We start from the raw sequence: 26,247 nt of genomic DNA on the forward strand, positions 1-26,247 counted from the left end.
AATTCGCAGTAGCCTGGCTGTGAAGATCGGTCAATGTCGCTCTTCCCCCCCGACGGTCGCTCTCCCATATTGCGGTAATGGCGATACAGATCCGTACGAACCTGGCCGAACCCGAAACCGGCGAGAATTTCGTCCCTCACCGCCCGGCGCGTCCCGACAAGGTCGAGGGCGGGCGACGCTTCAACCTGGTCAGCGAATACGAGCCGTCGGGTGACCAGCCGACCGCGATCCGCGAGCTGGTCGAAGCCGCGTCGGCCGGCGAGAAGGATCAGGTGCTGCTGGGCGTCACTGGTTCAGGCAAGACCTTCACCATGGCCAAGGTGATCGAGGCGATGCAGCGCCCTGCGCTGATCCTGGCGCCGAACAAGATCCTGGCCGCACAATTATATGGCGAGTTCAAGTCGTTCTTTCCTGACAACGCCGTAGAATACTTTGTTAGTTACTACGATTACTACCAGCCCGAGGCCTATGTGCCACGCTCCGACACCTATATCGAGAAGGAGTCGAGCATCAACGAGTCCATTGACCGGATGCGGCACTCGGCCACCCGGTCACTGCTGGAACGTGATGACGTCATCATCGTCGCATCGGTATCCTGCCTGTACGGCATTGGCTCGGTCGAGACCTATTCGGCGATGATCTTCGACCTGAAAAAGGGGCAGACGGTCGATCAACGCGAGATCGTGCGCAAGCTGGTGGCGCTGCAATACAAACGCAACGATGCCGCGTTTCAGCGCGGCAACTTCCGCGTGAAAGGTGACAACCTCGAAATCTTCCCGTCGCATTATGAGGACAGTGCGTGGCGCGTGTCGTTCTTCGGTGACGACATCGAGGAGATCGTCGAGTTCGATCCCCTTACCGGCAAGAAGTCGGCCAGCCTCAACTCGGTGCGCATCTATGCCAATTCGCACTACGTCACGCCCGGGCCGACAATGAAGCAGGCGGCCGAGGCGATCCGACATGAGCTGACCGAGCGGCTGAAGGAGCTGGAGATCGAGGGCAAGCTGCTGGAGCGACAGCGGCTGGAGCAGCGTACCAATTTCGATCTGGAGATGATCGCGGCGACCGGCAGCTGCAACGGCATCGAGAACTACAGCCGCTTCCTGACCGGCCGGCTGCCGGGCGAACCACCGCCGACGCTGTTCGAGTACCTGCCCGAAAACGCGTTGTTGTTCGTCGACGAAAGCCACCAGACGATCGGCCAGATCAACGGCATGTCGCGCGGCGATCACCGCCGCAAGATCACGCTGGCCGAATATGGCTTCCGCCTGCCTTCCGCGATCGACAATCGCCCGCTGCGCTTCAACGAATGGGACGCCATGCGCCCGCAGACCGTGTGCGTCTCCGCGACGCCGGGCACATGGGAGATGGAGCAGTCGGGCGGCGTCTTCGCCGAACAGGTGATCCGTCCGACCGGGCTGATCGACCCCCCGGTCGAGATCAAGCCCGTCGAGGAGCAGGTGCAGGATCTTTTGGTCGAATGCGCGAAGACCACCGCACTCGGCTACCGTACGCTCGTCACCACGTTGACCAAGCGGATGGCGGAGGATCTGACCGAATATATGCACGAAGCGGGCATCAAGGTCCGCTACATGCACTCCGACGTCGAGACGCTGGAACGTATCGAGCTGATCCGCGACCTGCGGTTGGGTGTGTACGACGTGCTGATCGGTATCAACCTGCTGCGCGAGGGGCTGGACATTCCTGAATGCGGCTTGGTCGCGATCCTCGACGCCGACAAGGAAGGGTTCCTGCGTTCCGAGACGTCGCTGGTGCAGACGATCGGCCGTGCCGCGCGCAACGTCGATGGTCGCGTGATCCTCTATGCCGACCGCATCACCGGCAGCATGGAGCGCGCGATGAACGAAACCGCGCGCCGCCGCGAAAAGCAGCAGGCGTACAATATCGAACACGGCATCACGCCGACGACGATCCGTCGCAACATCGGGGACATCATCGCGCATGTCGCGTCGAAGGATCAGGTCACCGTCGACATCGGCGACGACCGCCCGCACATGGTCGGCCACAATCTGCGCGCCTATATCGAGGAGCTGGAGAAGAAGATGCGCAAGGCCGCATCCGACCTCGAATTCGAGGAAGCCGGCCGCCTGCGCGACGAAATCCGGCAGCTGGAACAGGAAGAACTTGGCCTGCCTGTCGAGGAACATCGCGCGCCGGTGATGGGGCGCAGCAACGAGGGCAAGCCGGGCACACGCAAGACGCGCTTCGGCAAAACGCAACGCAAGTTCGGGAAGCGGTAGCGAGCCGGCGGAACGATGCGCCAGATCTGGCGAGACCCGGATCGGACCCGGAATGAAGGTTCAAGGAAAGCCATCGACCGGGCCGATCGCTACTCACTCGCCATTCAGCCGTCGGTCCCCATATCGGATCGATGTACGCGCAGCTTCCTCGCGAGCGGATCGGATCGGCCGTCGCCGCCACCGGGCTGACCGTCATGCTCGGCTGGGTGCTGCTGGCCGGGCTGTCGGGAACAAGGATGCGCGAACGGGTCGAGGAAGGCCTTACACTCTTCCGTGTCGATCCGCCCGCACGACCGCCACCACCGGTCGTGCCCAGCCGCACTGCCAGCCCCCGCCCGGCTGGACGCGCCGCGCCGCCCAACCTCCGTTCGCAAGCGACGCAGGTGGCAGCGCCGGTACCAGTGATCGTCATCCCGTCACCGCCGCCGCCGATCCTTGTCGCGGTGAAGCCGTTCGAGGGCGATCAGTCCACCCAGGGCGCTGCTCCACGCGCGGGTCCCGGGACGGGTGCAGGCGGAGTCGGGGATGGGACCGGCAGCGGCGGCCGGGGAGATGGCGATGGCGGAGGCGGTAGCGAAACGGCACCGGTATGGAAGCGCGGTCGCCTGAGCGATGCCGATTACCCCCGCGACCTGGGGGATGCCGGGTTTCAGGGAACCGTCACGGTCAAGTTCCTGGTGTGGACCGACGGGCGCGTACGGGACTGTCTGGTCGTCGACAGCAGCGGCAACGCCGGGCTGGATGCCACGACCTGCCGGTTGATCCAGCGCCGCTTCCGGTACGAGCCGTCCCGTGATGCCGACCGCCGCCCTGTCCCTGCATGGCTGCTGGAGAACCATGAGTGGATCATCGTGCCCGAGCCATCCGCCGAACGATGAGCCGCTCCCCCTAGAGCTGTGACCGGGGCCGGACGCCAGCCACGCCCGGCCCTACCTCGGCTCGATCAGCGATCGTCGCTCGGCTCTGCGTCGACGGTTTGCGGCGGCGGGCTGACGTTGCCCTTATCGGGAGCGTCGGGATCGGTCAGCAATTCCTCGACCGCTTCCTGCACATCGTTGTCCTTGCGCTCGCTCATCTCGATTCCTCTCACGCCAGATTTAGATTCTCGCCTTGCACCTGATAGTAACTGGCGACCCGATCGGCATAAGCCTGATCGAACACGGGCGCGTGGTTCGCCCAGCTTGGCCCGCCTTCCAGCAGGCGCCTGTCGATCGTCACCACATAGCTGTCGCGCACCGGATCGAACTGCAACAGCGCGAAGGGCAGCGGATAGAAGCTCTTGCCCATGCCCAGAAAACCGCCAAGGCTGAGCACGGCGTGTGTCGCACGACCGGTCCCTTTGTGAACCATGAAGGCATGGACCGTGCCCAGATGATCGCCGTCGCGGGTGTCGACCTTCATGGTGTCGCTCAGGTTGGTCTGCACCAGGATCTGGGTCGGCGCATCATCGGCCATGGTCGGCTTCTCCTATGTTAGATCGTACATCGCGGTGAACCGTCGTCCGGGCACGGCGGTTCCGGCGCCGGCGGTTGAGCAGGCGCGGGGGATCGGCCATAACCGGAGCGTGACACGTCTTCCTTCCGCTCTTGCCACCGGCCGCATCATCGCCGCCGGCCTGACCCTGGCGATCGGCGCTTGCGTTCCGCGCGTAGCCCCGCCGCCGCCAGTCGCTCCGCCGGCACCCCCCGCTCCTCCGCCACCGCCGCCTCCGGCCCCGGTGGCCGACTGGCAGGATCGGCCATGGACGCCGGGCGCATGGCGCTATGTGCGGGAGGCAACGGGCAGCCGCGCGATCTATGCGACGCCGGGCCAGCCCGCCCATGTGGAGTTACGCTGCGACCGGAGCCAGCGGGCCGTTTTCCTGTCACGCACCATGGGGACGGCTGGCGACTTTACGATCCGCACCAGCGCGACCACGCGAACGGTGACGACGCAGGCCGTAGGGGGTCCGACACCTCAGGTGGTGGCGCGGCTCGGCGCCGACGACCGATTGCTGGATGCAATGGCCTTCACGCGTGGCCGTTTTACCATCGAGCAGCGCGGCGCCACATCGCTCGTGCTACCACCATGGGCCGAGGTCGGCCGCGTGGTGGAGGATTGCCGCGGCTGATGCCGGTTCGTCGGCGGGCCGAAAGTTTCGTCAGAACGCCGCACAAGTCAAGGCTTGTATCGCAACGCGCCGCGCCTCACATTGTGGATGCGGCTTACGCGGTCGCACTTGTTATCAACCAGCGAAAGGAGGTGATCCGATGTCTCATGGTTCAGCAGTGGGTTCGGTTCAGTTCGTTCGGGAGGCGCGCTTCTAGGTATCACGTCACCGCTGCGGGGAGAATGATTTCCCATTCGACGTAGCGGAGGGTGTGGTTCCTCGGAGGCCCACATGGTCTCCCGGGCTGGAGCTCTCCGGCCGCTGACCATGTCAAGGGGTTGCCGGGCGTCTTTACGGGCGCTCGGCAGCCTCTTCTCATATCTGCACTTCTGACATGAAGCTTATGACCTGACGCTCTCGTCTCCGCGTTCAGGTTATTGATAATCACTTTCATCCGCGATAGGGGCCCCGCAACTTGGAAGGGGTTCAATGTCCTGTCGTTTTTCCGCCAGCACGCTGGCGCTGGCTGTCCTTCTGTCCACAGCACCTGCTCTCGCGCAGCAGCGCGCGGAGACATCGTCTACCGATGACGTCATCGTCACGGGGCGGCAGACACCGGATCTGGCGTCGGCGGGCACGAAGTCGGCACTTCCGCTTGCCGAGACGGCACAGTCGATCAGCCTCGTCACCAGCGAGCAGATCGCCAAACTCGGCCTTCAGAATCTCAATCAGGCGCTCCGTTTTGTCGCCGGGGTGACGCCGGAGACGCGCGGCTCCAGCGCCGAGGTGTACGACCAGTTCAAGCTGCGCGGCTTCGATGCGCCGATCTTCCTTGATGGGTTGCGGCAATTTCCCAGCACGACCGGCTATGCGGTGCCGCAAACCGACGTGTCGCGTCTCGATCGCGTGGAGGTGCTCAAGGGGCCGGCCTCGACGCTCTACGGCCAGTCGAGCCCCGGCGGGCTGGTGGCGCAATCCAGCAAGCTGCCGGTCGACGTGCCGCTTTACGGCACCGTCGCAGGCACCTTCGGCGAGTACGACCTCTACCGCCTCGACGCCGACGTTGGTGGCAAGGCCGACGACGATGTGTTGTGGCGCGTCTATGGCAGCGCCAACGGCACCGACACGCAACAACGCTTTTCCCGGCGTGAACGGCAGACGATATCGGGCGCGGTAACGATCGGCAACGGATCGCGCACCACCTTCACGCTGCTTGGCGCCTACTCGCACGATCCGCACAATGGCGCGTACAGCGTGTTTCCGGCACTGGGCACGCTGATCGACAATCCCAACGGTCGTATCTCGACGCGCTTCGACGGCGGAGAGGCCGGCAACCGCTTCCAGCGCGAGCAGGCGGCCGGCACCTACATCTTCCGCCATGATTTTGGCGACGGGTGGGGCTTCCGCTCGTCGGGACGCTATCAGAACGTCACGTCGCAGCTTGGGCTGGTCTATGTCAGCGGCGCGCCGGTCGCGGGCAGCACGCGCGTCTACAACCGCGCGTCCTATGCCACCGACGAGGAACTGAACAACTGGACCTACGACAACCAGCTGGTGGGAACCGTACGCACCGGCCCCCTCACCCATCGGCTACTGTTCGGTGTCGACCGGCAGGTGGCACATTCCACGGAGGACGGACAATTCGGCGGCGGTAACCCGCTCGACGCCTACGATCCGGTCTACGGAACGATGGCCGTTCCGCGCACGCCGGCGCGAGTGCCGGGCGGTTTCGGCGCGTTCACGCAAGATGTGCGCCTTCGCCAACAGGGCATCTACGCGCAGGACCAGGTCGAGTGGTCGGCCCTGCGCGTCACGCTGGGGGGCCGTCAGGACTGGGCCTATGGCAAGCAGATCACCAACACGGGCAGCAGCGAAAAACACGACGAGAAGTTCACGTGGCGCGCGTCCGCGCTCTACACGTTGCCGTTCGGGCTCGCCCCCTATGTCAGCTATTCCACGTCGTTCCAACCGCAGGCGAGCACCGTCCGCAACGCCGACAACACGCTCGGCATCGCCGATCCCTCGCTCGGCAAGCAGATCGAGGCTGGCGCGAAGTTCAGCGTTCCCGGCACGCCGATCCTGCTATCGGGCGCATGGTTCAGGATCGACCAGACCAACGTCGTGACCTCCACCCCCGACTTCTCGGTTTCGCGCCAGACCGGCGAAATACGCTCGACCGGCATCGAGTTCGAGGGCAGCGCCCCGCTGGGGTTCGGGGTGACTGCGCGGGCCGCCTACAGCCGACAGCGCGTGCGCGTAACCATCGACCCGCAGGACCCGTCACGGATCGGGCGCGGGCTGGAGACCGTCGGACGGGGCGGAGCGTCGCTGATCCTCGACTGGACACCCGAGCGCGGATCGTTTCACGGGCTGACGCTGGGCGGTGCGGTCCGGCATGTCGCCAAAGCATACGCCGGTGTCTACACGCCCCCCGGAGATCCCGGCGCGGCCTTCGCGTTCGATAGCCCGTCGTACACCGTCTACGATGCGTGGGCGCGCTTCGAACTGGAGCGGATGAGTCCGCGACTGCGCGGGCTGACGGCGGCGGTCAATGCCTCCAACCTGTTCGACCGCACGTACATTACGTCGTGCTTCGCCAATTATGCCTGGTGCTGGTACGGCAATCGCCGCGTGGTCCAGGGGACGATCGGCTACCGCTTCTAATCGCGCAACCTCTTCCCCCGCCGCCCGTTCGCGCAGAAATCCTTCGGAGATCAGTGACATGGACGATCAAGGCACCACGCGCCGCACTATCCTGGGCGGCGCAGCGGCGGCGGGGCTGGCACTGGGCGGCGGTGGTAGCGCGGCAGCGCAGGGCGCGGCGGCCACTACCGCCGCACCGCTCCGCGACCCGCGCACGAAGTACACCAACCAGCCATTTCCCGAACAACGCCAGCCATGGCCCGCGCTGCAAGGCAAGATGACGCCGCGCCCCGATAGCGGTGAGACCAGCTATCGTGGATCGGGCCGCCTGACCGGGCGCAAGGCGCTGGTCACCGGCGGTGACAGCGGTATCGGCCGCGCCGCCGCGATCGCTTTTGCGCGCGAGGGGGCGGATGTGGCGATCAATTACTATCCGACCGAGGAACCCGACGCGCGCGAGGTAAAGGCGCTGATCGAACAGGCCGGACGCAAGGCGGTGCTGCTGCCCGCCGACATCCGCACAGAGAAGGCCTGTACGAAGCTGGTCGCCGATGCGGTGCGCGCGCTGGGCGGGATCGACCTGCTCGTCAACAACGCTGCCTATCAACAAAGCAAGGCCGACATCTCGGAGATCACGGACGAGCAGATGGTCCGCACGTTCGAGACGAACATCTTCGCCATGTTCCGCATCTGCAAGGCGGCGATCCCGTCGATGCCGGCCGGCTCGGTCATCATCAACACCGGATCGGTCAACAGCTACGATCCCGGCGAGGAACTGCTGGATTACGCCAGCACGAAGGGTGCGATCCTGATCTTCACCAAGGGGTTGGCCAAGCAACTCGCGAAGAAGGGCATCCGCGTGAACATGGTCGCCCCCGGTCCGATCTGGACGCCGTTGCAGGTCGCTGGCGGCCAGATTCCCGGTACGCTCGGCGAGTTCGGGCAGGACACGCCGCTCGGTCGGGCCGGGCAGCCTGCCGAACTCGCCCCGCTCTATGTCGCGCTTGCCGAGGACGGCACCAGCTTCTCGACCGGAACGGCGGTCGGGGCGCATGGCGGCAAGGGTAATCCCTGATCCGTACGCAGGCGGCGATCCGTAGGCCAGGTCCGTCCATGACGGAACCTGCATTCCTCCGGATCGCAGCCTGCGCAGGCATGACAGTTCACGCCCGACCTGACTGACCCAGATCAACCCCCTGATTTTTCAAGGAACGCACCACTCAAATCAACGATTGACCGCGCGACAGGAAAGGAGCCGACATGGCCGATGACGCCCCTCTTGCCGCCGCCAAGCACGACAAGCCGCCGGCACTCACCGCACGCGCGGTAACGATCAACCAGCCGCTCGCGAAGGTTTATTCGCGCTTCCGCGACTTCGCCGCGTGGCCCGCCTTTATGGAGAACGTGATTCGCATCGACGTTCACGATGAACGTCGTTCGCACTGGGTCGTGAAGGCTCCGGCAGGTGGCACCGTCGAATGGGATGCCCGCATCACGGAAGAGACGCCGGGCAAGCTGCTCGCGTGGGAAAGCGAGGAAGGCGCCGAGGTGCCCAATCGCGGCAGGGTCGAGTTCCGCGACGCGGGTGCGCGTGGCACGGTGATCGTCGCGACGATCGACTATGATCCGCCCGCCGGGATCGTCGGCAAGGTGATCGCCAAGATGTTCCAGCGCGAACCTGCGATCCAGGCGCGCCGTGACCTGCGCCGTTTCAAGCAATTGCTGGAAACCGGTGAGATCGCCACCCCCGCGATGAACGCGAAGCAATTCGAGGAGATGGGGCTGTGAAAGCCATCGCATGGCACGGCAAGCATGATGTCCGCGTCGACACGGTTGACGATCCCGGCATCGTCAATCCCCGCGACTGCATCATCAAGGTGACCTCTACCGCGATCTGCGGATCGGACCTCCACCTCTACGATGGCTACATTCCCACGATGAAGTCCGGCGACATTCTCGGCCATGAGTTCATGGGGGAGGTGGTCGAGGTCGGCGCGAAATCGACGTTGAAGAAGGGTCAGCGCGTGGTCGTGCCCTTCACCATTTCGTGCGGTAGCTGCTATCATTGCACGAAGCAGCAATTCTCCGCCTGCGACAACGGCCTGCCCGCCGACAATCAGGACATTGCGCAGGAATTGTACGGCCAGCCGATGGCCGGGCTGTTCGGGTACAGCCACATGACCGGTGGGTACGCCGGCGGTCAGGCGGAATATGTCCGCGTGCCGTTCAGCGACGTCGGCCCGATCGTCATCCCGGACGGTGTCGAGGACGACAAGGTGCTGTTCCTGTCCGACATTCTGCCGACCGGCTGGATGGCGGCCGAAAATGCCGACATCGAACCCGGCGACACCGTGGCGGTGTGGGGCTGCGGACCGGTGGGGCTGTTCGCGATCCAGTCCGCCTTCCTGATGGGTGCCGAGCGGGTGATCGCGATCGATCACTTCCCCAATCGGCTGAAGCTCGCCGCGAAGTTCGGCGCGGAGACGATCAACTTCGAGGAAAGCGCGGTCTACGAGGCGCTGATGGTGATGACCGGCGGGATCGGCCCCGACGCGGTGATCGACTCGGTGGGGCTGGAGGCGCACGGCTTCTTCGTCGACAACGTGCTCGACCAGATCAAGGTGTCGACCTTTACTGGCACCGATCGCGCACATGCCAATCGACAGGCGATCATCGCGTGCCGCAAGGGCGGTCGCGTTTCGATGCCGGCGGTTTACGGCGGCTTCGTCGACAAATGGCCGCTGGGCGCGTTCATGGAAAAGGGCTTGCAGCTCAAGACCGGGCAAACCCACGTCCAGCGATACTTGCCGGCGCTGCTCACCGCGATCCTCGAAGAAAAGATCGACACCACCTTCCTGATCTCGCACCGGATGCCGCTGGAGCAGGGCCCTGAGGGGTATCGCATGTTCCACGACGAGCAGAACGAAGTGACCAAGATCGTCCTGAAACCCGGAATGCAATGACTTGCCCCCGCCCCGGTCAAGCGCCGGGACGACGACGAAGGAGCACATGACCATGGCCGACAAATTCGCGATCATCACCGGTGCATCGACCGGCATCGGTTTCGAGCTGGCGACCCTTGCCGCAAAGGATGGATACGACATCCTCGTGGTAGCCGACGAACCGCTGATCGAGGCCGCGGCGGCCGACTTCAAACAGTTCGGCACGCAGGTCCGGTCGGTAGAGGCCGACCTGTCTACGATCGACGGAGTGGACCGGCTGCTGGCCGCTACCGGCGGGCGGCAGATCGATCTGCTGTGCGCAAACGCCGGCAAGGGGCTGGGCCGCGCGTTCCTCGATCAGGATGTCGCCGATTGGCGGCGCGTGATCGACACCAACGTCACCGGTACCGTATATTTGTTGCAGAAAGTGCTGCGACACATGACCGAACGGCATGCAGGCAAGGTGCTGGTCACGGGTTCGATTGCCGGGTTCCTGCCCGGGAGCTTCCAGGCGGTGTACAACGGGACGAAAGCGTTCGTGGACTCGTTCACCGATGCGCTACGCGACGAGCTGAAGGATCATGAGGGCATCACGCTCACCACGTTGATGCCCGGTCCGGTGGAGACCGAGTTCTTCGACCGTGCCGACATGATGGACACCGAGGTCGGCACGTCGGACAGCAAGTCCGATCCCGCCAAGGTGGCGCAGGATGGCTGGGATGCGCTCATGTCCGGCAAGCACTCGATTGTCTCCGGCTGGAAGAACAAGCTGCAGGCTGCCGCAGCGCATATCCTGCCGGCCGAGGTGACCGCGCATCAGCACCGCAACATGGCGGAACCGGGAACGGCAACGAAGTAGATCAGACTTGGTGAAGGCGCCGCATCGTGTGTCGTGCGCCGCCTTCACCAACCTGCACGCTGTGCGCAAACCAATCCTACGCGCCCGCCAAGCATCGCTCGATTGCGCCACAACGCCGCCTCGCCCATTTCGATGACATCATGGCGACGCTTCTCGATCCCGACGCGCGTGGGCGCGTCATCCTTGTCGGTGCCGGCCCCGGCGATCCCGGTCTGCTCACCGTCCGTGCGGTGGAGGCGTTGCGCTGCGCCGATGTCGTGGTGCACGACGGTCTGATCGATCCTCGCGTCCTCGATCTCGCGCCCGCATCCGCCCACCGCATCTCGGTCGCGAAACGCCGCGCACGCCACACCGTGCCGCAGGAAGCGATCAATGCGCTGATCGTCGCGCACGTAAAGGCCGGCAGCGTCGTCGTTCGTCTGAAGGGCGGCGATCCGTTCATCTTCGGGCGCGGGGGTGAAGAGGTCGAGGCGGTGCGCGCCGCCGGCCTTGCGGTCGAGGTGATCCCCGGCGTTTCCGCTGCCTTGGGCTGCGCTGCCGAGGCGATGCTGCCCCTCACCCACCGCGATCACAGTTCGGCGGTCAGTTTCGTCGCCGGCCAGTGCAAGGGACTGACCGATCAGGACTGGTCCGGACTGGCTGGTCAGGGCCGCACGCTGGTGATCTACATGGGCGTCGCCACGGCGGAGGCGATCGCCGACAAGTTGATGGCGGATGGCGTGGCCCCCGACATGCCGGTCGCGTTGCTGGAGAAAGGGACGCTGCCCGGCCATCGCGCGCTGCGCACGTTGCTCGCCGATCTCGGCGCGATGGTGCTGCGCGAGCGCGTTGCCAGCCCCGCGATCATCGTGGTCGGCGAAGTGGTCGAACTGTCCGACGCGGTGGACCGGCTGGCGGGCTATGCCAAGGTGGTGGAGCAGATGGCATGAAGCTGGTGACCGGCAACGATCTGGCGAGCGGCGACGTCATCTGGTGGACCGGCAGCGATTGGACTCGCCACATCGCCGAAGCCCGCGACGCCGGCGATCATGCCGAAGCGATCGCCCGGCAGGAAGAAGCGGCGCGCCGCGTCAACGTTCCCTATGTCATCGAGGCGACCGAAACGCCGGACGGCCCCCGCCCCGCCCATATCAAGGACCGGATTCGCGCGCTCGGCCCTACGGTGCGCCCCGACCTGACGCTCAAGCCCGCCGATCCCGATGCGGGTGACTGGGTGATTTGATCCTCCCCGCCATGTCGCGGGGATCGAGGAAGACACGATGTACAAGTACGACGAATACGACCAGTCGATCGTCGACGCCCGCGTCGACGAATTTCGCGATCAGTGCCTCCGCCGCCTGTCGGGTGAGTTGACCGAGGATCAATTCAAGCCGCTGCGGCTGATGAACGGCCTGTATCTGCAACTCCACGCCTATATGCTGCGTGTTGCGGTGCCCTATGGCACGCTCGACAGCCGTCAGATGCGGATGCTGGCGCATGTCGCGCGCAAATACGACCGCGGCTACGGTCACTTCACGACGCGCCAGAACATTCAGTATAATTGGATCAAGCTGGAGGACGCCGCCGATATCCTCGCCGAACTGGCGACGGTCGAGATGCACGCCATCCAGACCAGCGGCAATTGCATTCGCAACATCAGTTCGGACCAGTTCGCCGGCGCGGCCGCCGACGAAGTGACCGATCCGCGTCCGTGGGCGGAGCTGCTCCGGCAGTGGAGCACCTTCCACCCTGAATTCAGCTACCTGCCGCGCAAGTTCAAGATCGCGGTCATCGCCGCGAACGAGGATCGCGCGGCGATGCGCCTCCACGACATCGGCCTGCAACTGATCGAGCGCGACGGCGTGCTCGGCGCCAAGGTATTCGTCGGCGGCGGCATGGGCCGCACCCCGATGATCGCGCCGGAGATCAGGGACTTCGTCGCCGCCGATCAGCTGATGAGCTATCTCGAGGCGTGTCTGCGAGTCTATAATCGCTACGGCCGGCGCGACAATATCTACAAGGCGCGGATCAAGATCCTGGTCCACGAAATCGGCGCGGACAAATACCGTGCCGAGGTGGAGGAGGAGTTCGCGGCGGTGAAGCTGCTCGGCATCGATCCGCCCGTGGCCGAACTCGCGCGGATCACCGCGATGTTCGCGCCGCCGCCGTTCGCGGCGGACGACGGCGTGGTCGCCGACCGCAGCGATCCCGACTTTGCGGTGTGGCTCGATCAGAACGTCCGCGCGCACAAGCAGCCCGGTCACGCGATCGTCACCATCTCGCTCAAGCCGATCGGCGGCATCCCCGGCGATGCCACCGCGGCGCAGATCGACGTCATGGCCGACCTTGCCGAACGTTACAGCTTCGACGAGCTGCGCGTCACCCACGCGCAGAACATCGTCCTGCCGCATGTCCGCGTCGCCGATCTGAAGGCGGTGTGGTCGGCATTGGTGGAGGCTGAACTCGCCGACGCGAACCTCGACCTCATCAGTGACATCATCGCCTGCCCGGGGCTGGATTATTGCGCGCTTGCCAACGCCCGGTCCATTCCGCTGGCACAGAAGATCGGGCGGCGGTTTGCCGATCTCGGTCGCCAGCGCGACCTCGGCGAACTGAAGCTCAAGATCAGCGGGTGCATCAACGCCTGCGGCCATCATCACGCCGGGCACATCGGCATCCTCGGCGTCGACAAGAAGGGTACCGAGAATTACCAGCTGTCGCTCGGTGGATCGGGTGCCGAGGACGTGTCGCTCGGCAAGATCACCGGTCCCGGCTTCGACGAGGATGGCGTGGTGGACGCGATCGAGCGCGTCACCGACACCTATGTCCGCATCCGCGATGTCGGCGAACGCTTCGTCGACACCTACCGCCGCGTCGGCATGCAGCCGTTCAAGGAAGCGATCTATGGTTGACGCCTTCGAGGTCGACGTGATCGACGACCGCGCGCATCTGCGCTTCCGCGATGACACCGCGCATGAGGAACCGGCGGTCACGCTAGACGCGTTTCTGGTCGACCAGTCGAACGCGACGGCGGTGCGGATCGAACCGGGCGACGATGCCCGCGCGCTGATCCCGCTGCTTGATCGCATCGCGCTGGTCGAGGTGTCGTTCCCGACGTTTCGCGACGGACGCGGCTATTCGGTCGCGCGCATCCTGCGCGAGGCGGGGTATCGCGGCGAGTTGCGGGCCGAGGGCGACGTGCTGGTCGATCAGATCCCGCTCATGCGGCGGTGCGGCTTCGACGCATTCGCCCCGCATTCGGCGATCGATCCGGACGTACTGCGCCGTTCGCTGGAACGCTACGGGCTTCATTATCAGAAGGCTGCCGATGCGGCGGTCCCGGTGTGGAAACTGCGCCATGGGTGAGCCTGCCCACGACCTCGACATCATCGATGTCCGTCCCGCTTTCACGGTTGCCGATGCCGCGGTGATGCAGGCGCGGTTCGAGGGGGTGTCCGCGCCGGACATGCTGCGAGAGTTGCTGACTGGTGAATTGCAGGGAAGGATCGCTGCGGTGTCGTCGTTCGGGGCGGAATCGGCGGTGCTGCTGCACATGATCGCCGCCGTCGATCGCGATGTGCCGGTCATCTTCACCAACACGCAGAAGATGTTCGGCGAGACGCTGGCCTATCGTGACGAACTGACCGAGCGTCTCGGCTTCACCGATCTGCGCGTGTTCCGTCCCGATCCGCGGCTGCTGCGGCTCCGCGATGAAAAGGGGCTGCGATGGTCCTATGATCCGGACGGCTGCTGCGAGATGCGCAAGGTCGAGCCGTTACGCCGCGCGCTGGCCCCGTTCCAGTCGTGGATTTCCGGGCGCAAGGGCTTTCAGGCCAGCACCCGTAAGGCACTGCCCCGGTTCGAGGAAGACGAGGGCCGGTTGAAGATCAACCCGCTCGCCGACTGGTCGAAGGAGAAGCTCGACGGCTATTTCGTCGAGCACGATCTGCCGCGCCATCCGCTGGAGGCGCAGGGCTACCTGTCGATCGGCTGCGCGCCGTGCACCTCGAAAGTCCGCCCCGGCGAAGATCCGCGTGCGGGCCGCTGGCGTGGATGGGACAAGGTGGAGTGCGGTATTCACGTCGCGGAAAAGCCCGGCGAGGAACCGGCGTTCTGATCGGCTGCGACCGTTACTTATCCCCGTAGGCAGGCAGCGCGAGCTTGAACCGGATCGCGGCTGATCGCAGCGCGAAGCCGGCCAGCGCGGCGATTGCCGCGGCGTGCCACGGCACCATGCCCATCTCGCGCAGCCCGACATAACATCCCGCCGCCAGCGCCGCGGCCGTCACGTAAAGCTCGGGCCGCATCAGGATCGACGGCTCGCCTGCCAGCACGTCACGGATGATCCCGCCGACGCATCCCGTCACCACTCCCATCAACGCCGCGGGCAACGGCGGCACGCCATATCCCAGCGCCTTGGCCGCGCCATAGACAGCGTAGGCGGCCAGCCCGACCGCGTCGAACCAGTCGAGCGCCGCGCCGCGCCACCAGCGCTCGGGCGTGGTCCAGATCACCCCGGCCATCAACAGGCATACCGCCGCCACCCGCGAATCGTGCACCCAGAACACCGGCGCACCGATCAACAGGTCGCGCACCGTGCCGCCGCCCACACCGGTAATCAGCGCGAAGAACGCAAGCGTCACCGGCGTCTGTGCGCGCCGCGCCGCCGCCAGTGCCCCGGATGCGGCGAACACCGCCAGCCCCGCCACGTCCAGCCACGGCGCGAACGCCGGCAACAGCACCACCGGGTCGAGCGGCGGGGTCATGCCTCGCCGCGCTCGATCAAATAGTTCAGCCGTGCCGCCGCGATCGGCCGTGCACGATCGTCCTGCCACGCGATCGCCGAAACGGTGGCGACGCGCGTGCCCAGCCGGGTGATCGTCCCGGCGGCCCGCGTCACCCGGTCGCGCCCGCCGCGCATGAAATCGACGGTGGCGTTGATCGGCTTGACCCGCGCCGCATCTTCGCCCGCCAGCGCATGCCGGAGCGCCGCCACCGCCGCCACCTCCAGCAGGCCGGCGATCGCACCGCCCTGAAGAAAGCCGGGTCGGCCGACCACATGGTGCCCGAATGGCATGGCGATCTCCGGCAGGTCATCGACCAGTTCCAGCGTCACGCCGAGGAGCTGCGCATACGGGGGCAACTTCATGATGCCGGCCTCGGGTAGCTGCCCGCTGTCACCATGAACGTCGCTGCGACATGCGCGACCGGATCGTTCACATCGCCGTCGTGCGCAATACCGCGCGTGAACGCGATCGATCGCGCAATGCGCAGACACTCGCCGCGGCCGATGACAGTGTGACGCGGGCGCGCCGGCCGCAGATAGTCGATGCGCAGATCCAGCGTGGCATGCGCGACCAGTGTAGTCAGCCGGTGCCATACCGCCAGGCTGGTCGCGACATCCATCAGCGCGATGATCGGGCCGGATGCGATCGTTCCGCTGTCCTCGTCGCCGACCAGTTCCTCGCTCCACGGTTGCGCGACCTCGATCCAGTCGTCGCCATGCGCGTGATAATGCTGGCCGAGCCGCCCGCCGTGCCCGGCGATCGTGCGCGTCTCCAGCAGGTAGCGCGTCGTCGCGACCGGATCCCAGCTCATCTTTCCGCCTCTACACGCCCGCGACCGCGGTGCAACGTTGCATGCTTTCGACCGACGCGCCGCGCCGCCCTCGGCGGGCCGCGTCCACCGCCGGCAACGATGATCTGTCCCGGCATGTCCCAGGATGAACGGTATGTTGTTACGGGTTCATGCAACTGCGGTAGAACGAACACGTTTCGATGGCATCATGATTTGACGAACGGGAGAATGGTTATGCGTAAGTTCATGCTCGCTTTTGGGGCGATGGCCATGGTCGCGCCGACGCTGGTCGCCACGACGGTGGACGCCGATGCACAGCGCCGCCACAAGTATCGCGAATGGCGCGGCAATGATGGTCGACTGCGCTGTCGCAAGCCCGATGGCACCACCGGCCTGGTGGTCGGCGCGGTTGCGGGCGGCCTGCTGGGCCGGACGATCGATTCGGGCGGCGACCGGACGCTCGGCACCGTATTGGGTGGCGTCGGCGGGGCGCTCGCCGGTCGCGAGATCGAGCGGAGCGGCAAGCGCAAGTGCCGTTGATTGCTGAAATTGAGCGGCGATGAAGCCTTCGCCGTTTGATCGACGTTAGAGAAGCGCGGTCCGTGTCACCACGGATCGCGCTTTTTCATGTTACTTGGAAGGAGAGCAGGACATGCCTACTCGCAGTGGATCAGCACGCTACGAAGGCCTTGGCAAGGACGGCCACGGCTGGACCTCGACACAATCCGGCGCGCTCAAGGACCAGCGCTACGGCTTCGGCTCCCGGTTCGAGGATGGACCCGGCACCAATCCGGAGGAGCTGATCGCCGCGGCGCATGCCAGCTGCTTCACCATGGCGCTCAGCTTCGCGCTGGCTGGCGCTGGCTATCATGACGGCACGCTGGCGACCGAGGCGCATGTCACGGTCGACAAGGATGGTGACGGCTTCACCATCACGTCATCGAAGCTGGACCTGAAGGCGGCAATTCCCGGGATAGACGCCGAAGAGTTCGCGCGCATCGCGACGGAGGCGAAGGCCAATTGCCCGGTGTCGAAGCTGTTGAAGGCGCAAATTACCCTCACCCACGAACTGGCCCAATAATGTCCCATAAGTGAACGGCAAGTAGTTTCCTGTTCACGCAACACCGGAACGCCGCCGTCGTTTGAACAGCATCGGTACCTCGATGAGGAGACAAGTGATGCGTATCATACTGACGGCGGTTTTGGGGGCGACCATGTTGACGTCGCTGGCGGCGGCACCCGCGGCTGCACAGCGACCACGTGAGGCCAATCGCGAATATCGCGAGGACCTGCGCGATGCGCGTCGGGAGTACCGTGACGACGTCCGCGATGCCGATTCGCGCCGCGATGTCCGAAACGCCCGGCGCGAATATCGCGACAACGTCCGCGATGCCCGCCAAGATCGCAACGACGACGTGCGCGACTGGCGGCAGGCGCGCCGTTACGACCACAATCGCCTTGAACCCGGCCAGCGCCGCTATGATGCCGCACGCTATTATCGCGATGGTCGCTACTACCAGCAGCGTGCGCTGACGCGGAACGACCGCATCTATCGCGGCGGCAACGGACGTTATTACTGCCGCCGCAACGACGGCACGACCGGACTGGTGGTCGGCGGACTGGCCGGCGGCGCGCTGGGCAATATCATCTCCGGCGGCGGGTCCAGGCTGCTCGGCACGCTGATCGGCGCAGGTGGCGGCGCGCTGCTCGGCCAACGCGTCGACCGCGGGCAGGTGACCTGCCGCTGACGTACGGACGCCCGGTCGACGACCGGGCGTTTGGTCAGATCAGACCACCGCCCAGCATCAGGCGCAGCCCGAAGATCAGGATCAGCACGAGGTTCAGGTTGCGCCCGCCATTGCGCGACGACAGCGCACCGATCGCCGCCCCCACCACCGCGATCGGGATCACGAACCAATAGGCCCAGCCAAGGAACGGCAGGAACGGCACGATCCCCAGCAGCAGGGCGACGAGGCCGATCGCGATCGAAAGCAAGTTGAGCATCACCCGAACATGGTACATCGGCGGGTGTATCGCAAGGGCAAGACACACACGATCGCGGCTCGCCAATTACGGCGGGATCGCCGACAAGCCGCCTATGTCTTACGCCCTGCTGATGGTCGCCATCCTTGCCGAGGTCGCCGCCACCTCCGCCCTGAAGCAATCCGATGGCTTCACCCGGCCGTGGCCGACGCTGGTCACCGTCGCCGGCTATGCCGTCGCCTTCTACTTCCTGTCGCTGGCGCTGCGCACGCTGCCGACCGGCGTGGCATATGCGATCTGGTCCGGCGTCGGGATCGTGCTGGTAACCGCGGTTGCGTGGATCTGGCACGGGCAGCGGCTGGACGCAGGGGCGCTGGCGGGCATGGCACTGATCGTTGCGGGGGTGCTGGTGATGAACCTGTTCTCGCACGGGACACACGGCTGATTTCCCTTGCAGGCCGAAACGCGATAGGGCGCGGCGATGAACTCCCTGTTTCTTGTCATGGCGGGCGGCGCGGCTGGCGCCGGTGCGCGTTATCTGACCGGGCGCGCTATGACGCACGCACTCGGTTCCGGCTGGCCGTGGGGCACGCTGACCGTCAACGTGGCCGGCGGGCTGCTGATGGGCCTGCTGGTCGGCGTCCTCGCCCGCGGCGCCGGTGGCGCTGCCGGCGAGACATGGCGGCTGCTGCTCGGCGTCGGCGTGCTCGGTGGCTTCACGACCTTTTCGTCCTTCGCGCTCGACGTGGTCGGCATGATCGAGCGTGGCGCGTTGGCCGCGGCATTCGGATACGTCATGCTGTCGGTCGTCGGATCGATCGTCGCGCTGTTCGCCGGCCTGACCATCGCACGGGTGCCGGCATGAGCGACGGCGTCCGCCAGTTCACCGTCGGCTATGACGACGAAGGCATCCGCGTCGATCGCTGGTTCAAGCGGCACCTGCCCGAAACCAGCTTCACCACGGTCGCCAAATGGGCCCGCACCGGTCAGCTGCGCGTCGACGGGTCGCGCGTCGGCCCCGGCGACCGGCTGCTGGCCGGGCAGGTGCTGCGCGTCCCCCCGCCCGAGCCGGAGCGGGTGGAACAGCGCGGCAAGCCGGAACGTCCGCCGCTGAGCGACGACGAGGCCGCGTTCGCGCGCGAAATGGTGATCCACAAGGACGCCGCCGCGCTGGTCCTCAACAAGCCGCCGGGCCTCGCCACGCAGGGCGGCACCAAGACGCTGACCCATGTCGACGGCCTGCTCGACGCGCTGCATTACGAGGCGGAGGGGCGGCCCAAGCTGGTCCACCGGCTCGACAAGGACACGTCCGGCGCGCTGCTGGTCGCGCGCAATTCTCGGGCGGCGGCCGCGTTCGCCAAGAGCTTTTCCAGCCGTACCGCCAAGAAGGTCTATTGGGCGCTGGTCGTCGACGTGCCGTCGATCGACGACGGCATGATCGAACTGCCGATCGGCAAGCAGCCCGGCACCGGCGGCGAGAAGATGTGCGTCGACGAGGAGAACGGCCAGCCCGCACGCACCCGTTACCGCGTGATCGAACGTGCCGGAAACCGCACCGCCTGGGTCGAACTGCAACCCTTTACCGGGCGGACGCATCAGTTGCGCGTCCACATGGCCGCGATCGGCCACCCGATCGTCGGCGATGGCAAGTACGGCGGGCAAGCCGCGTTCCTGACCGGCGGGATCAGCCGCAAGATGCACCTCCACGCCCGTCGTATCCGCGTCGACCATCCCGATGGCGGCGAGATCGACGTCACCGCCGAGTTGCCGACGCACTTCGCCGAAAGCCTGTCGCAGCTGGGGTTCGAGGCGATGGCCGGCGACATGATGCCGCTGGACGTGAAGCTGCCCCCCACGCGCGACGAGAAGAAGGCGTTCGCCCGCGCACATGCCAAGTCGTTCCGCAAGGCCCGTCGTGGCGAACGGCGCGGGCGCGGCACCGCGCGGGACTGACGACAGTTAAGCCGATCGGGCCGACCCGGCGTTTGGCGCAGAGCACGGGTCGGTCGCCGCCAGCGCTCGACCGGCGGTGCCCGTGCGAACCTGGCAGCCCATGACCACATGGCGAGGCCGGTGAGCGCCAGCGTGTCCGGAGCATCGCCGTGAGTTCGCAGCAGCGCCGGCAGCGCCTGGAATGCGGTGCCTCCGAAGATCCGGGCGATGGCGAGCGCGCCGACGACGCCCGCCACGCGGAGGATCCACTCCCGGGCCGAGACGATCCCATGCATCATAGGTCGCCGCAGCGTCGGGCTGATCCGCCGGCCGACATCGAACGCAGAAAATAGGGTCGATCCGAAGACATATCCCGAGGTCCGCACGATCCGATCGCCGATGTTGCGGGCGAGCAATCGCAGGGCGAAACCGTCGTCCAACCCGGCATTCACTCCCAGATCGACCGTGGCCACCCCGGGCTGCGCCTGACACCGATGACAGGCTCTGCGTAGCAGGGAGGTGTATGATGGTGAGTACGACGAAGCGTCTGTTGACGGACGAGCTCAGGCGCGAGGCGGTGGCGCTGTGGGAGACGAGCGGTCGCATGCAGACCGAGGTGGCGGCCGAATTAGGGATCATGCCGACGATGCTGCGTCGCTGACAGCGCATGACCGGCTAACCCAGCGTGTCCGCCGAGCCGGGGAAGATTAGCATATGATACGCTGTTCATGCGGACGTCGCGACCTGCGCCAGCAGCTTTCCCAGACGGCCGCCGGAGCGCGCGACCGGCGCGAGCGTCATTGGACTCGCCCTTGGGTCCAAGGCAGTTCACCATGGACTTTGCACGCGTCACCCGCCATCGATGCGGCTGATACGACCGGGAACAATGCCCGCCCGCTTGCGTAGCGTGGGCAACACAGCAAGGGGGGCGAATGCCCGAACCGATCCTTACCGTCGCCGGCGTCTCGAAAACCTATCGCAACGGCCCGACCGCGCTCGGCACCGTCGACCTGACGGTGAACCGCGGCGAGATTTTCGCGCTGCTCGGGCCGAATGGCGCCGGGAAGACCACGCTCATCAGCATTATCTGCGGGATCGTCACCCCGTCGTCGGGCACGGTTACCGTTGCCGGGCATGACGTGGCGCGCGACTATAAAGCCGCGCGGCGGGCGATCGGGCTGGTGCCGCAGGAACTGGCGACGGACCAGTTCGAGAGCGTGCTGGCGACCGTCACCTTCTCTCGCCGGTTGTTCGGGCGCTCGGGGCATTCGGACTATATCGAGCAGGTGCTGCGCGATCTGTCGCTGTGGGAGAAGCGCCATGCGAAGATCAAGGACCTGTCGGGCGGGATGAAGCGCCGGGTGCTGATCGCCAAGGCGCTGGCGCACGAACCCGACATCCTCTTCCTGGACGAACCGACCGCGGGGGTCGACGTCGCCTTGCGCCGCGACATGTGGAAGCTGGTCCATCGCCTGCGCGAAAACGGCGCGACGATCATCCTGACAACTCATTATATCGAGGAGGCCGAGGAGATGGCCGACCGCGTCGGCGTGATCGCCGGCGGCAAGCTGTTGCTGGTCGAGGAAAAGAACGCGTTGATGGCCAAGCTGGGCAAACGCCAGATGGATCTGACGTTGGTCGCGCCGATGACGGCGGTGCCGCCCGCACTGGCGGACTGGCCGCTGACGCTGGAGGACGAAGGTCACAAATTGCGCTACATCTTCGACGCCAAGGCCGAGGACACCGGCATCCCGCGGCTGCTCGAAAGGCTGGCGCAGGAGAACATCGCCTTCCGCGATCTGGAAACGCGCAAGTCGAGCCTTGAGGACATCTTTGTTGATCTGGTGGGGGAAGCGGCGTGAACCTGCACGGGATATGGGCGATCTACCGCTTCGAAATGGCGCGGTTCGGGCGGACGATCTGGACCAGCCTCGCCACGCCGGTCATCACCACCACGTTGTATTTCATCGTCTTCGGCGCGGCGATCGGATCGCAGATGCGCGGCGTGGAGGGCGTGAGCTACGGTGCGTTCATCGTGCCGGGCCTGATGCTGCTGACGATCTTTTCCGAAAGCATCTTCAACGCCAGCCTGGGCATCTACATGCCGAAATTCACCGGCACGATCTACGAATTGCTGTCCGCGCCCTTGTCGCCGGTCGAAACGGTGATCGGCTATGTCGGGGCCGCCGCGACCAAGTCGATGGTGATCGCGATGGTGATCCTCGCCACCGCGCATCTGTTCGTCGACCTGCACATCGCGCACCCGCTGCTGATGCTGCTCTACCTGTTGCTGGTCACCGTCAGCTTCGCGCTGTTCGGATTCTGCCTCGGCATCTGGGCGAACGGCTTCGAGCAATTGCAGGTGATCCCGTTGCTGGTGGTAACGCCGCTGACCTTCCTGGGCGGCGCGTTCTACTCGCTCGACGTGCTGCCCGAGCCATGGCGGACGGTGACGTTGTTCAACCCGGTCGCCTACCTTATCAACGGTTTCCGCTGGACGTTCTTCGGACAGAGTGACGTGTCGTTCGCGCTATGCGTGGCGGTGACGCTCGGCTTTGCGGCATTGTGCCTGACGGCGGTGGTGACGATCTTCCGGACCGGGTGGCGGCTGAAGAGCTGAGTGCTAGGACCGCTCCCCCCGAATGATGGCCTATCGCAGCCGACCGGATAGCAGCGGCCGCAGCACCAATCCGTTCAGGTCGATGACGGCATGGGCCAGCATGGCCGCCCACAAACGTCCCGACACCAGATAGACGAGCGCCAGCAGCAACCCCGCCACCACCGTAACGATCGCCCCGCGTGCGCCCTGATAGCGGTGCGCATAGCCGAAGGCGGCGGTCGCACCTGCGAAGCCGAGCAACGCCGATCCGCTGACCTGCGCGATCAACAGCGGCAACAGCAGGCGAAAGAACGCCTCCTCCGTGATACCGGCGACGATCGCCAGCACCACGCCCCAGCCCAACTCGGCATTTCGCGCCGGCATCACGCCGCGCAGATCACCGAAGGCGAAGCGGTGACCGCGTCGATCCAGCAGCGTCGCGATGACGACGCCGGACAGGCCACCCACCACCAGCGGCTGCCACGACAATGGCCCGATCCACGCCAGTGCCAGTGCCCGCGCCGGCTGCAACTCCACCGGGAACGCCACGACGGCGTTTAGCCGGCCAGTCGCTGCCAGCAGCACCACCGCCACCAGCCCGAAGTGCACGACCCCGCGTAGCGTCAACCGCGCGAAGTGGCGATGCCGCACCGCGCCGGGGGCCACGGCCGGCGGACGCGGCCACCAGCCGATCCGCCGCCCATGCAACAGCAGCGCAAGGCTCGCCAAAGCGATCGCCAGCGCCGCCGACGCCATCATTGGTCGAGGCGGTGTTCGCCCTTCACCCAGCGCACGGTGCCCGAGGAGGCGCGCATCACCACGCTCTCGGTCGTCATCTTGCCGGCGCGGCGCTTGACCCCGGCCAGCAGCGAACCGTCGGTCACGCCCGTCGCCGCGAAGATGCAGTCGCCGGTCGCCAGATCCTTAAGATCGTACTGACGATCGAGATCGGTGATCCCCCATTTGCGCGCACGCGCCCGTTCGTCATCGTTGCGGAACAGCAGGCGGCCCTTGAACTGCCCGCCGACACAGCGCAGCGCCGCGCATGCCAGCACGCCCTCCGGCGCGCCGCCAGACCCCATATAGACGTCGATCGTGGTGTCGGGATCGCTGGTCGCGATCACCCCCGCCACGTCGCCGTCACCGATCAGCACCACGCCGCACCCGATGCCGCGCAATTCGGCGATCAGCGCCTCGTGCCGGGGACGATCCAGCACGCACGCGATGATGTCCTTGGGCGCGACGCCCTTCGCCGCGGCGATCGCCGCGACATTTTCGGTCGGCGTCCGGTCGAGGTCGATCACCCCGGTCGGCAGGCCCGGCCCGACCGCCAGCTTGTCCATATAGACGTCGGGCGCGTTCAGCAGCCCGCCCGCCTCGGCGATCGCCAGCACCGCCAGGCTGTTCGGCCCGGACTTGGCGCAGATCGTGGTGCCCTCCAGCGGATCGAGCGCGATGTCGATCGCCGGACCGTTGCCGGTGCCGACCTTCTCGCCGATGAACAGCATCGGTGCCTCGTCGCGCTCGCCCTCGCCGATCACGACGGTGCCGTCCATGTCGAGTTCGTTCAGCGCGGCGCGCATCGCCTCCACCGCGGCGGCATCGGCCGCCTTCTCGTCGCCGCGCCCGGTCAGCGTCGAGGCGGCGATCGCCGCCGCTTCGGTGACGCGCACCATTTCCAGTACGAGGACGCGGTCGAGAACCTTGCTGGCGGTCGGCATATGGCAATCCTCATCTCGGCTATGTCACGGGCACGGATAGGCCCGTGACATGACCGTGTCGAGGCCATTTGTTTTACGTGTTATACACGACGTCAATCGCGCAGCAGATCGTTGATGCTGGTTTTGCTGCGGGTCTGCGCATCGACACGCTTGACGATCACCGCGCAATATAGCGCCGGCTTGCCCTCCCCGCCGCCGGTCGAGCCGGGCACGACGACCGCATAGGGTGGCACGTGGCCGCGGAACGTCTCGCCGGTTTCGCGATCGATGATCTTGGTGGAAGCGCCGAGATAGACGCCCATCGACAATACCGCGCCCTCACCGACGCGGACGCCCTCCGCCACTTCGGCCCGCGCGCCGATGAATGCGCCGTCGCCGATGATGACCGGATCGGCCTGCAGCGGCTCCAGCACGCCGCCGATCCCCGCCCCGCCCGAAAGGTGGACGTTCTTGCCGATCTGCGCACAGCTGCCCACGGTCGCCCAGGTGTCGACCATCGTGCCTTCGCCGACATAAGCGCCGATGTTGACGAAGCTGGGCATCAGGATCGCGCCCTTGCCGACGAACGCGCCGCGCCGCACCACGCTGCCCGGCACCGCACGGAAGCCGGCCGCGCGGAACTCCGCCTCGCTCCAGCCGGAGAACTTGCTCGGCACCTTGTCGAACCAGTGTCCCGCACCCGGACCGTTGTCGATCAGCACATTGTCGTTCAGGCGGAAGCTGAGCAGCACCGCTTTCTTCAGCCACTGGTTGACCCGCCAGCCGCCCGCGCCGTCCGGTTCCGCGACGCGCGCCTCGCCCGCATCCAGCAGCGCCAGCGCACGATCCACCGCGACGCGCACCGCGCGCCCAGTGGTCAGGCCCAGTTCGGCGCGGTTTTCCCAAGCGGCATCGATCGTGGCGGAAAGCTCGGCGGTCATTGGTCCTCCAACAGTGACTGGACCCACGCGGTGACGTCCGTCACGCGGTGGTCGACATAGGATCGGTCGGCGTCGTGATCCTGCTCGGACCCGTTGTCCACCCACACGGTGGTCATCCCGATCGCCTTGGCCGGCTTCAGGTTCCGCGCCATATCCTCGACGAACAACGCGCGGGTCGGATCGATCGCGAACGCGGCGCACAGCCCGGCATAGGCGGCGACGGCGGGTTTTGGCACCAGATCCATCGCGACGATATCGTGTACCGCCTCGAAACTCTGCCCCAGCCCCAGCCGCTCCAGCACCTTGAGCGCATAGGGCCGGTCACCGTTGGTGAAGACCAGCTTGCGGCCCGGCAATTGCGCCAACGCGGCGGCGAGCGGCGCATTCTCCTCCAGCGCGTCCATCTCGATATCGTGGACATAGGCGAGGAAAGCCTGCGGATCGACGTCGTGATCGGCCATCAAGCCGGCAAGTGTCGTGCCGTGGCCGAGGAAATACTCCTTCTGGATACGCCGCGCCTCGACCGCGTCGACGCGCAGGAAATCGGCGATGAACGCGGTCATGCGCCGGTCGATGTGCGCGAACAGGTCGGCACGCGCCGGGTACAGCGTGTTGTCGAGGTCGAAGATCCACGTGTCGACGTGCGCGAAGGCGGGGTGCATGGGCGCGGTTCCTAGAGGCTTCGGCGGAAGGGGGAAAGGTGGTGTGCGCGCCAATGCCGCAATGCGGGGCGATGCGCGCC

Annotated in this window: 31 protein-coding genes and 1 pseudogene; 22 read left to right on the top strand and 10 right to left on the bottom strand. The window is 66.0% G+C overall.

Going from position 1 to position 26,247, the window contains the following annotated elements; all coding sequences use genetic code 11:
* The first annotated feature begins 77 nt into the window (after positions 1 to 77).
* Together uvrB and ASE95_RS03200 are read left to right on the top strand one after the other, a co-directional pair.
* On the top strand, positions 78 to 2,261 hold the full coding sequence (gene uvrB / locus ASE95_RS03195; RefSeq protein ID WP_056631326.1) for an excinuclease ABC subunit UvrB: 2,184 nt from the start codon (positions 78 to 80) through the stop codon (positions 2,259 to 2,261).
* A 131-nt stretch (positions 2,262 to 2,392) separates the two neighbouring features.
* Positions 2,393 to 3,139 carry an energy transducer TonB gene (locus ASE95_RS03200; RefSeq protein WP_082449480.1) on the top strand — a complete coding sequence of 249 codons (747 nt, stop codon included), beginning with the start codon at positions 2,393 to 2,395 and terminating at the stop codon, positions 3,137 to 3,139.
* A 65-nt stretch (positions 3,140 to 3,204) separates the two neighbouring features.
* On the opposite strand, the gene ASE95_RS18420 is transcribed toward ASE95_RS03200, so the two are convergent.
* Both ASE95_RS18420 and ASE95_RS03205 read right to left on the bottom strand, forming a co-directional pair.
* Positions 3,205 to 3,336 (bottom strand): hypothetical protein, encoded by a 132-nt coding sequence (locus ASE95_RS18420; RefSeq protein WP_268795789.1) that lies wholly within the window; start codon positions 3,334 to 3,336, stop codon positions 3,205 to 3,207.
* Positions 3,337 to 3,347: 11 nt separating this feature from the next.
* Positions 3,348 to 3,716 (bottom strand): PRC-barrel domain-containing protein, encoded by a 369-nt coding sequence (locus ASE95_RS03205; RefSeq protein WP_056631329.1) that lies wholly within the window; start codon positions 3,714 to 3,716, stop codon positions 3,348 to 3,350.
* A gap of 262 nt (positions 3,717 to 3,978) precedes the next feature.
* Between ASE95_RS03205 and ASE95_RS03210 the strand changes: the two genes are divergently transcribed.
* The 11 genes from ASE95_RS03210 to ASE95_RS03260 all read left to right on the top strand — a co-directional run bounded on the left by ASE95_RS03210 (position 3,979) and on the right by ASE95_RS03260 (position 14,890).
* On the top strand, positions 3,979 to 4,371 hold the full coding sequence (locus tag ASE95_RS03210; protein ID WP_235528162.1) for a hypothetical protein: 393 nt from the start codon (positions 3,979 to 3,981) through the stop codon (positions 4,369 to 4,371).
* A gap of 468 nt (positions 4,372 to 4,839) precedes the next feature.
* Positions 4,840 to 7,014, top strand: a complete 2,175-nt coding sequence (locus ASE95_RS03215; protein ID WP_056631332.1) for a TonB-dependent siderophore receptor — start codon at positions 4,840 to 4,842, stop codon at positions 7,012 to 7,014.
* Between the two features lie 58 nt (positions 7,015 to 7,072).
* The gene (locus ASE95_RS03220) at positions 7,073 to 8,068 is read left to right on the top strand and encodes an SDR family oxidoreductase (protein ID WP_056631335.1); all 996 of its coding nucleotides are present in this window, start codon (positions 7,073 to 7,075) and stop codon (positions 8,066 to 8,068) included.
* A gap of 185 nt (positions 8,069 to 8,253) precedes the next feature.
* The gene (locus ASE95_RS03225; RefSeq protein ID WP_056631339.1) at positions 8,254 to 8,781 is read left to right on the top strand and encodes an SRPBCC family protein; all 528 of its coding nucleotides are present in this window, start codon (positions 8,254 to 8,256) and stop codon (positions 8,779 to 8,781) included.
* A complete protein-coding gene (locus ASE95_RS03230) occupies positions 8,778 to 9,956 on the top strand; it encodes a zinc-dependent alcohol dehydrogenase (RefSeq protein WP_056631341.1) in 1,179 nt (392 codons plus the stop codon). Before ASE95_RS03225 ends, ASE95_RS03230 begins: the two co-directional genes overlap by 4 nt.
* Positions 9,957 to 10,008: 52 nt before the next feature.
* The gene (locus tag ASE95_RS03235; RefSeq protein WP_056633095.1) at positions 10,009 to 10,794 is read left to right on the top strand and encodes an SDR family NAD(P)-dependent oxidoreductase; all 786 of its coding nucleotides are present in this window, start codon (positions 10,009 to 10,011) and stop codon (positions 10,792 to 10,794) included.
* A 140-nt stretch (positions 10,795 to 10,934) separates the two neighbouring features.
* Positions 10,935 to 11,723, top strand: a complete 789-nt coding sequence (cobA, locus tag ASE95_RS03240; RefSeq protein WP_056631343.1) for a uroporphyrinogen-III C-methyltransferase — start codon at positions 10,935 to 10,937, stop codon at positions 11,721 to 11,723.
* On the top strand, positions 11,720 to 12,016 hold the full coding sequence (locus ASE95_RS03245; protein ID WP_056631346.1) for a DUF2849 domain-containing protein: 297 nt from the start codon (positions 11,720 to 11,722) through the stop codon (positions 12,014 to 12,016). The genes cobA and ASE95_RS03245 overlap by 4 nt, the downstream gene beginning before the upstream one ends.
* 37 nt (positions 12,017 to 12,053) lie before the next feature.
* Positions 12,054 to 13,685, top strand: a complete 1,632-nt coding sequence (locus ASE95_RS03250) for a nitrite/sulfite reductase (RefSeq protein WP_056631349.1) — start codon at positions 12,054 to 12,056, stop codon at positions 13,683 to 13,685.
* The gene (locus ASE95_RS03255) at positions 13,678 to 14,139 is read left to right on the top strand and encodes a DUF934 domain-containing protein (RefSeq protein ID WP_056631353.1); all 462 of its coding nucleotides are present in this window, start codon (positions 13,678 to 13,680) and stop codon (positions 14,137 to 14,139) included. Before ASE95_RS03250 ends, ASE95_RS03255 begins: the two co-directional genes overlap by 8 nt.
* Positions 14,132 to 14,890, top strand: a complete 759-nt coding sequence (locus tag ASE95_RS03260; RefSeq protein ID WP_056631355.1) for a phosphoadenylyl-sulfate reductase — start codon at positions 14,132 to 14,134, stop codon at positions 14,888 to 14,890. The genes ASE95_RS03255 and ASE95_RS03260 overlap by 8 nt, the downstream gene beginning before the upstream one ends.
* A gap of 13 nt (positions 14,891 to 14,903) precedes the next feature.
* On the opposite strand, the gene ASE95_RS03265 is transcribed toward ASE95_RS03260, so the two are convergent.
* From ASE95_RS03265 to ASE95_RS03275, 3 genes are read right to left on the bottom strand one after another with little or no spacing between them, the layout of a single operon-like run.
* A complete protein-coding gene (locus tag ASE95_RS03265) occupies positions 14,904 to 15,539 on the bottom strand; it encodes a trimeric intracellular cation channel family protein (RefSeq protein ID WP_056631358.1) in 636 nt (211 codons plus the stop codon).
* Positions 15,536 to 15,922 (bottom strand): PaaI family thioesterase, encoded by a 387-nt coding sequence (locus ASE95_RS03270; RefSeq protein ID WP_056631362.1) that lies wholly within the window; start codon positions 15,920 to 15,922, stop codon positions 15,536 to 15,538. The genes ASE95_RS03265 and ASE95_RS03270 overlap by 4 nt, the downstream gene beginning before the upstream one ends.
* Positions 15,919 to 16,371, bottom strand: coding sequence for a PaaI family thioesterase (locus tag ASE95_RS03275; protein ID WP_056631365.1), 453 nt, complete (start codon positions 16,369 to 16,371; stop codon positions 15,919 to 15,921). The genes ASE95_RS03270 and ASE95_RS03275 overlap by 4 nt, the downstream gene beginning before the upstream one ends.
* A 213-nt stretch (positions 16,372 to 16,584) precedes the next feature.
* Here ASE95_RS03275 and ASE95_RS03280 point away from each other — a divergent pair, with 213 nt between their 5' ends.
* The 3 genes from ASE95_RS03280 (at position 16,585) to ASE95_RS03290 (ending at position 18,098) form a co-directional block, all read left to right on the top strand.
* Positions 16,585 to 16,890 (top strand): glycine zipper 2TM domain-containing protein, encoded by a 306-nt coding sequence (locus ASE95_RS03280; protein WP_056631368.1) that lies wholly within the window; start codon positions 16,585 to 16,587, stop codon positions 16,888 to 16,890.
* Between the two features lie 112 nt (positions 16,891 to 17,002).
* Complete coding sequence (locus tag ASE95_RS03285) at positions 17,003 to 17,431, top strand: OsmC family protein (protein WP_056631371.1); 429 nt, start codon at positions 17,003 to 17,005, stop codon at positions 17,429 to 17,431.
* Between the two features lie 97 nt (positions 17,432 to 17,528).
* On the top strand, positions 17,529 to 18,098 hold the full coding sequence (locus ASE95_RS03290; protein ID WP_056631373.1) for a glycine zipper 2TM domain-containing protein: 570 nt from the start codon (positions 17,529 to 17,531) through the stop codon (positions 18,096 to 18,098).
* Positions 18,099 to 18,132: 34 nt separating this feature from the next.
* Here the strand turns inward: ASE95_RS03290 and ASE95_RS03295 are convergent, their stop codons facing one another.
* Positions 18,133 to 18,354 carry a hypothetical protein gene (locus ASE95_RS03295; protein WP_056633099.1) on the bottom strand — a complete coding sequence of 74 codons (222 nt, stop codon included), beginning with the start codon at positions 18,352 to 18,354 and terminating at the stop codon, positions 18,133 to 18,135.
* A gap of 94 nt (positions 18,355 to 18,448) precedes the next feature.
* Between ASE95_RS03295 and ASE95_RS03300 the strand changes: the two genes are divergently transcribed.
* The 6 genes and pseudogenes from ASE95_RS03300 (at position 18,449) to ASE95_RS03320 (ending at position 22,885) form a co-directional block, all read left to right on the top strand.
* Positions 18,449 to 18,778, top strand: a complete 330-nt coding sequence (locus tag ASE95_RS03300) for a DMT family transporter (protein ID WP_056631376.1) — start codon at positions 18,449 to 18,451, stop codon at positions 18,776 to 18,778.
* A 36-nt stretch (positions 18,779 to 18,814) separates the two neighbouring features.
* On the top strand, positions 18,815 to 19,198 hold the full coding sequence (crcB, locus tag ASE95_RS03305) for a fluoride efflux transporter CrcB (RefSeq protein WP_082449482.1): 384 nt from the start codon (positions 18,815 to 18,817) through the stop codon (positions 19,196 to 19,198).
* Positions 19,195 to 20,286 (top strand): RluA family pseudouridine synthase, encoded by a 1,092-nt coding sequence (locus ASE95_RS03310; protein ID WP_056631383.1) that lies wholly within the window; start codon positions 19,195 to 19,197, stop codon positions 20,284 to 20,286. The genes crcB and ASE95_RS03310 overlap by 4 nt, the downstream gene beginning before the upstream one ends.
* A gap of 505 nt (positions 20,287 to 20,791) precedes the next feature.
* Positions 20,792 to 20,923 (top strand): annotated as a pseudogene (locus ASE95_RS18160) (IS3 family transposase); the annotation flags it as partial.
* Positions 20,924 to 21,197: 274 nt separating this feature from the next.
* Positions 21,198 to 22,127: an ABC transporter ATP-binding protein gene (locus ASE95_RS03315; protein ID WP_056631386.1), complete on the top strand. Its 930-nt coding sequence runs from the start codon at positions 21,198 to 21,200 to the stop codon at positions 22,125 to 22,127.
* Positions 22,124 to 22,885, top strand: coding sequence for an ABC transporter permease (locus tag ASE95_RS03320; RefSeq protein ID WP_056631389.1), 762 nt, complete (start codon positions 22,124 to 22,126; stop codon positions 22,883 to 22,885). The genes ASE95_RS03315 and ASE95_RS03320 overlap by 4 nt, the downstream gene beginning before the upstream one ends.
* A gap of 30 nt (positions 22,886 to 22,915) precedes the next feature.
* Here ASE95_RS03320 and ASE95_RS03325 read toward each other — a convergent pair whose 3' ends face one another.
* The 4 genes from ASE95_RS03325 to ASE95_RS03340 form a co-directional block, all read right to left on the bottom strand.
* Positions 22,916 to 23,623: a CPBP family intramembrane glutamic endopeptidase gene (locus tag ASE95_RS03325; RefSeq protein ID WP_082449484.1), complete on the bottom strand. Its 708-nt coding sequence runs from the start codon at positions 23,621 to 23,623 to the stop codon at positions 22,916 to 22,918.
* Positions 23,620 to 24,585: a class II fructose-bisphosphatase gene (glpX, locus tag ASE95_RS03330; protein ID WP_056631395.1), complete on the bottom strand. Its 966-nt coding sequence runs from the start codon at positions 24,583 to 24,585 to the stop codon at positions 23,620 to 23,622. Before glpX ends, ASE95_RS03325 begins: the two co-directional genes overlap by 4 nt.
* 92 nt (positions 24,586 to 24,677) lie before the next feature.
* Positions 24,678 to 25,505 carry a 2,3,4,5-tetrahydropyridine-2,6-dicarboxylate N-succinyltransferase gene (gene dapD / locus ASE95_RS03335; protein WP_056631398.1) on the bottom strand — a complete coding sequence of 276 codons (828 nt, stop codon included), beginning with the start codon at positions 25,503 to 25,505 and terminating at the stop codon, positions 24,678 to 24,680.
* Positions 25,502 to 26,167, bottom strand: a complete 666-nt coding sequence (locus ASE95_RS03340; protein WP_056631401.1) for a pyrimidine 5'-nucleotidase — start codon at positions 26,165 to 26,167, stop codon at positions 25,502 to 25,504. The genes dapD and ASE95_RS03340 overlap by 4 nt, the downstream gene beginning before the upstream one ends.
* Positions 26,168 to 26,247: the final 80 nt, after the last annotated feature.

Origin of the sequence: Sphingomonas sp. Leaf231, assembly GCF_001421995.1 — a bacterium.
Taxonomy (GTDB): domain Bacteria; phylum Pseudomonadota; class Alphaproteobacteria; order Sphingomonadales; family Sphingomonadaceae; genus Sphingomonas.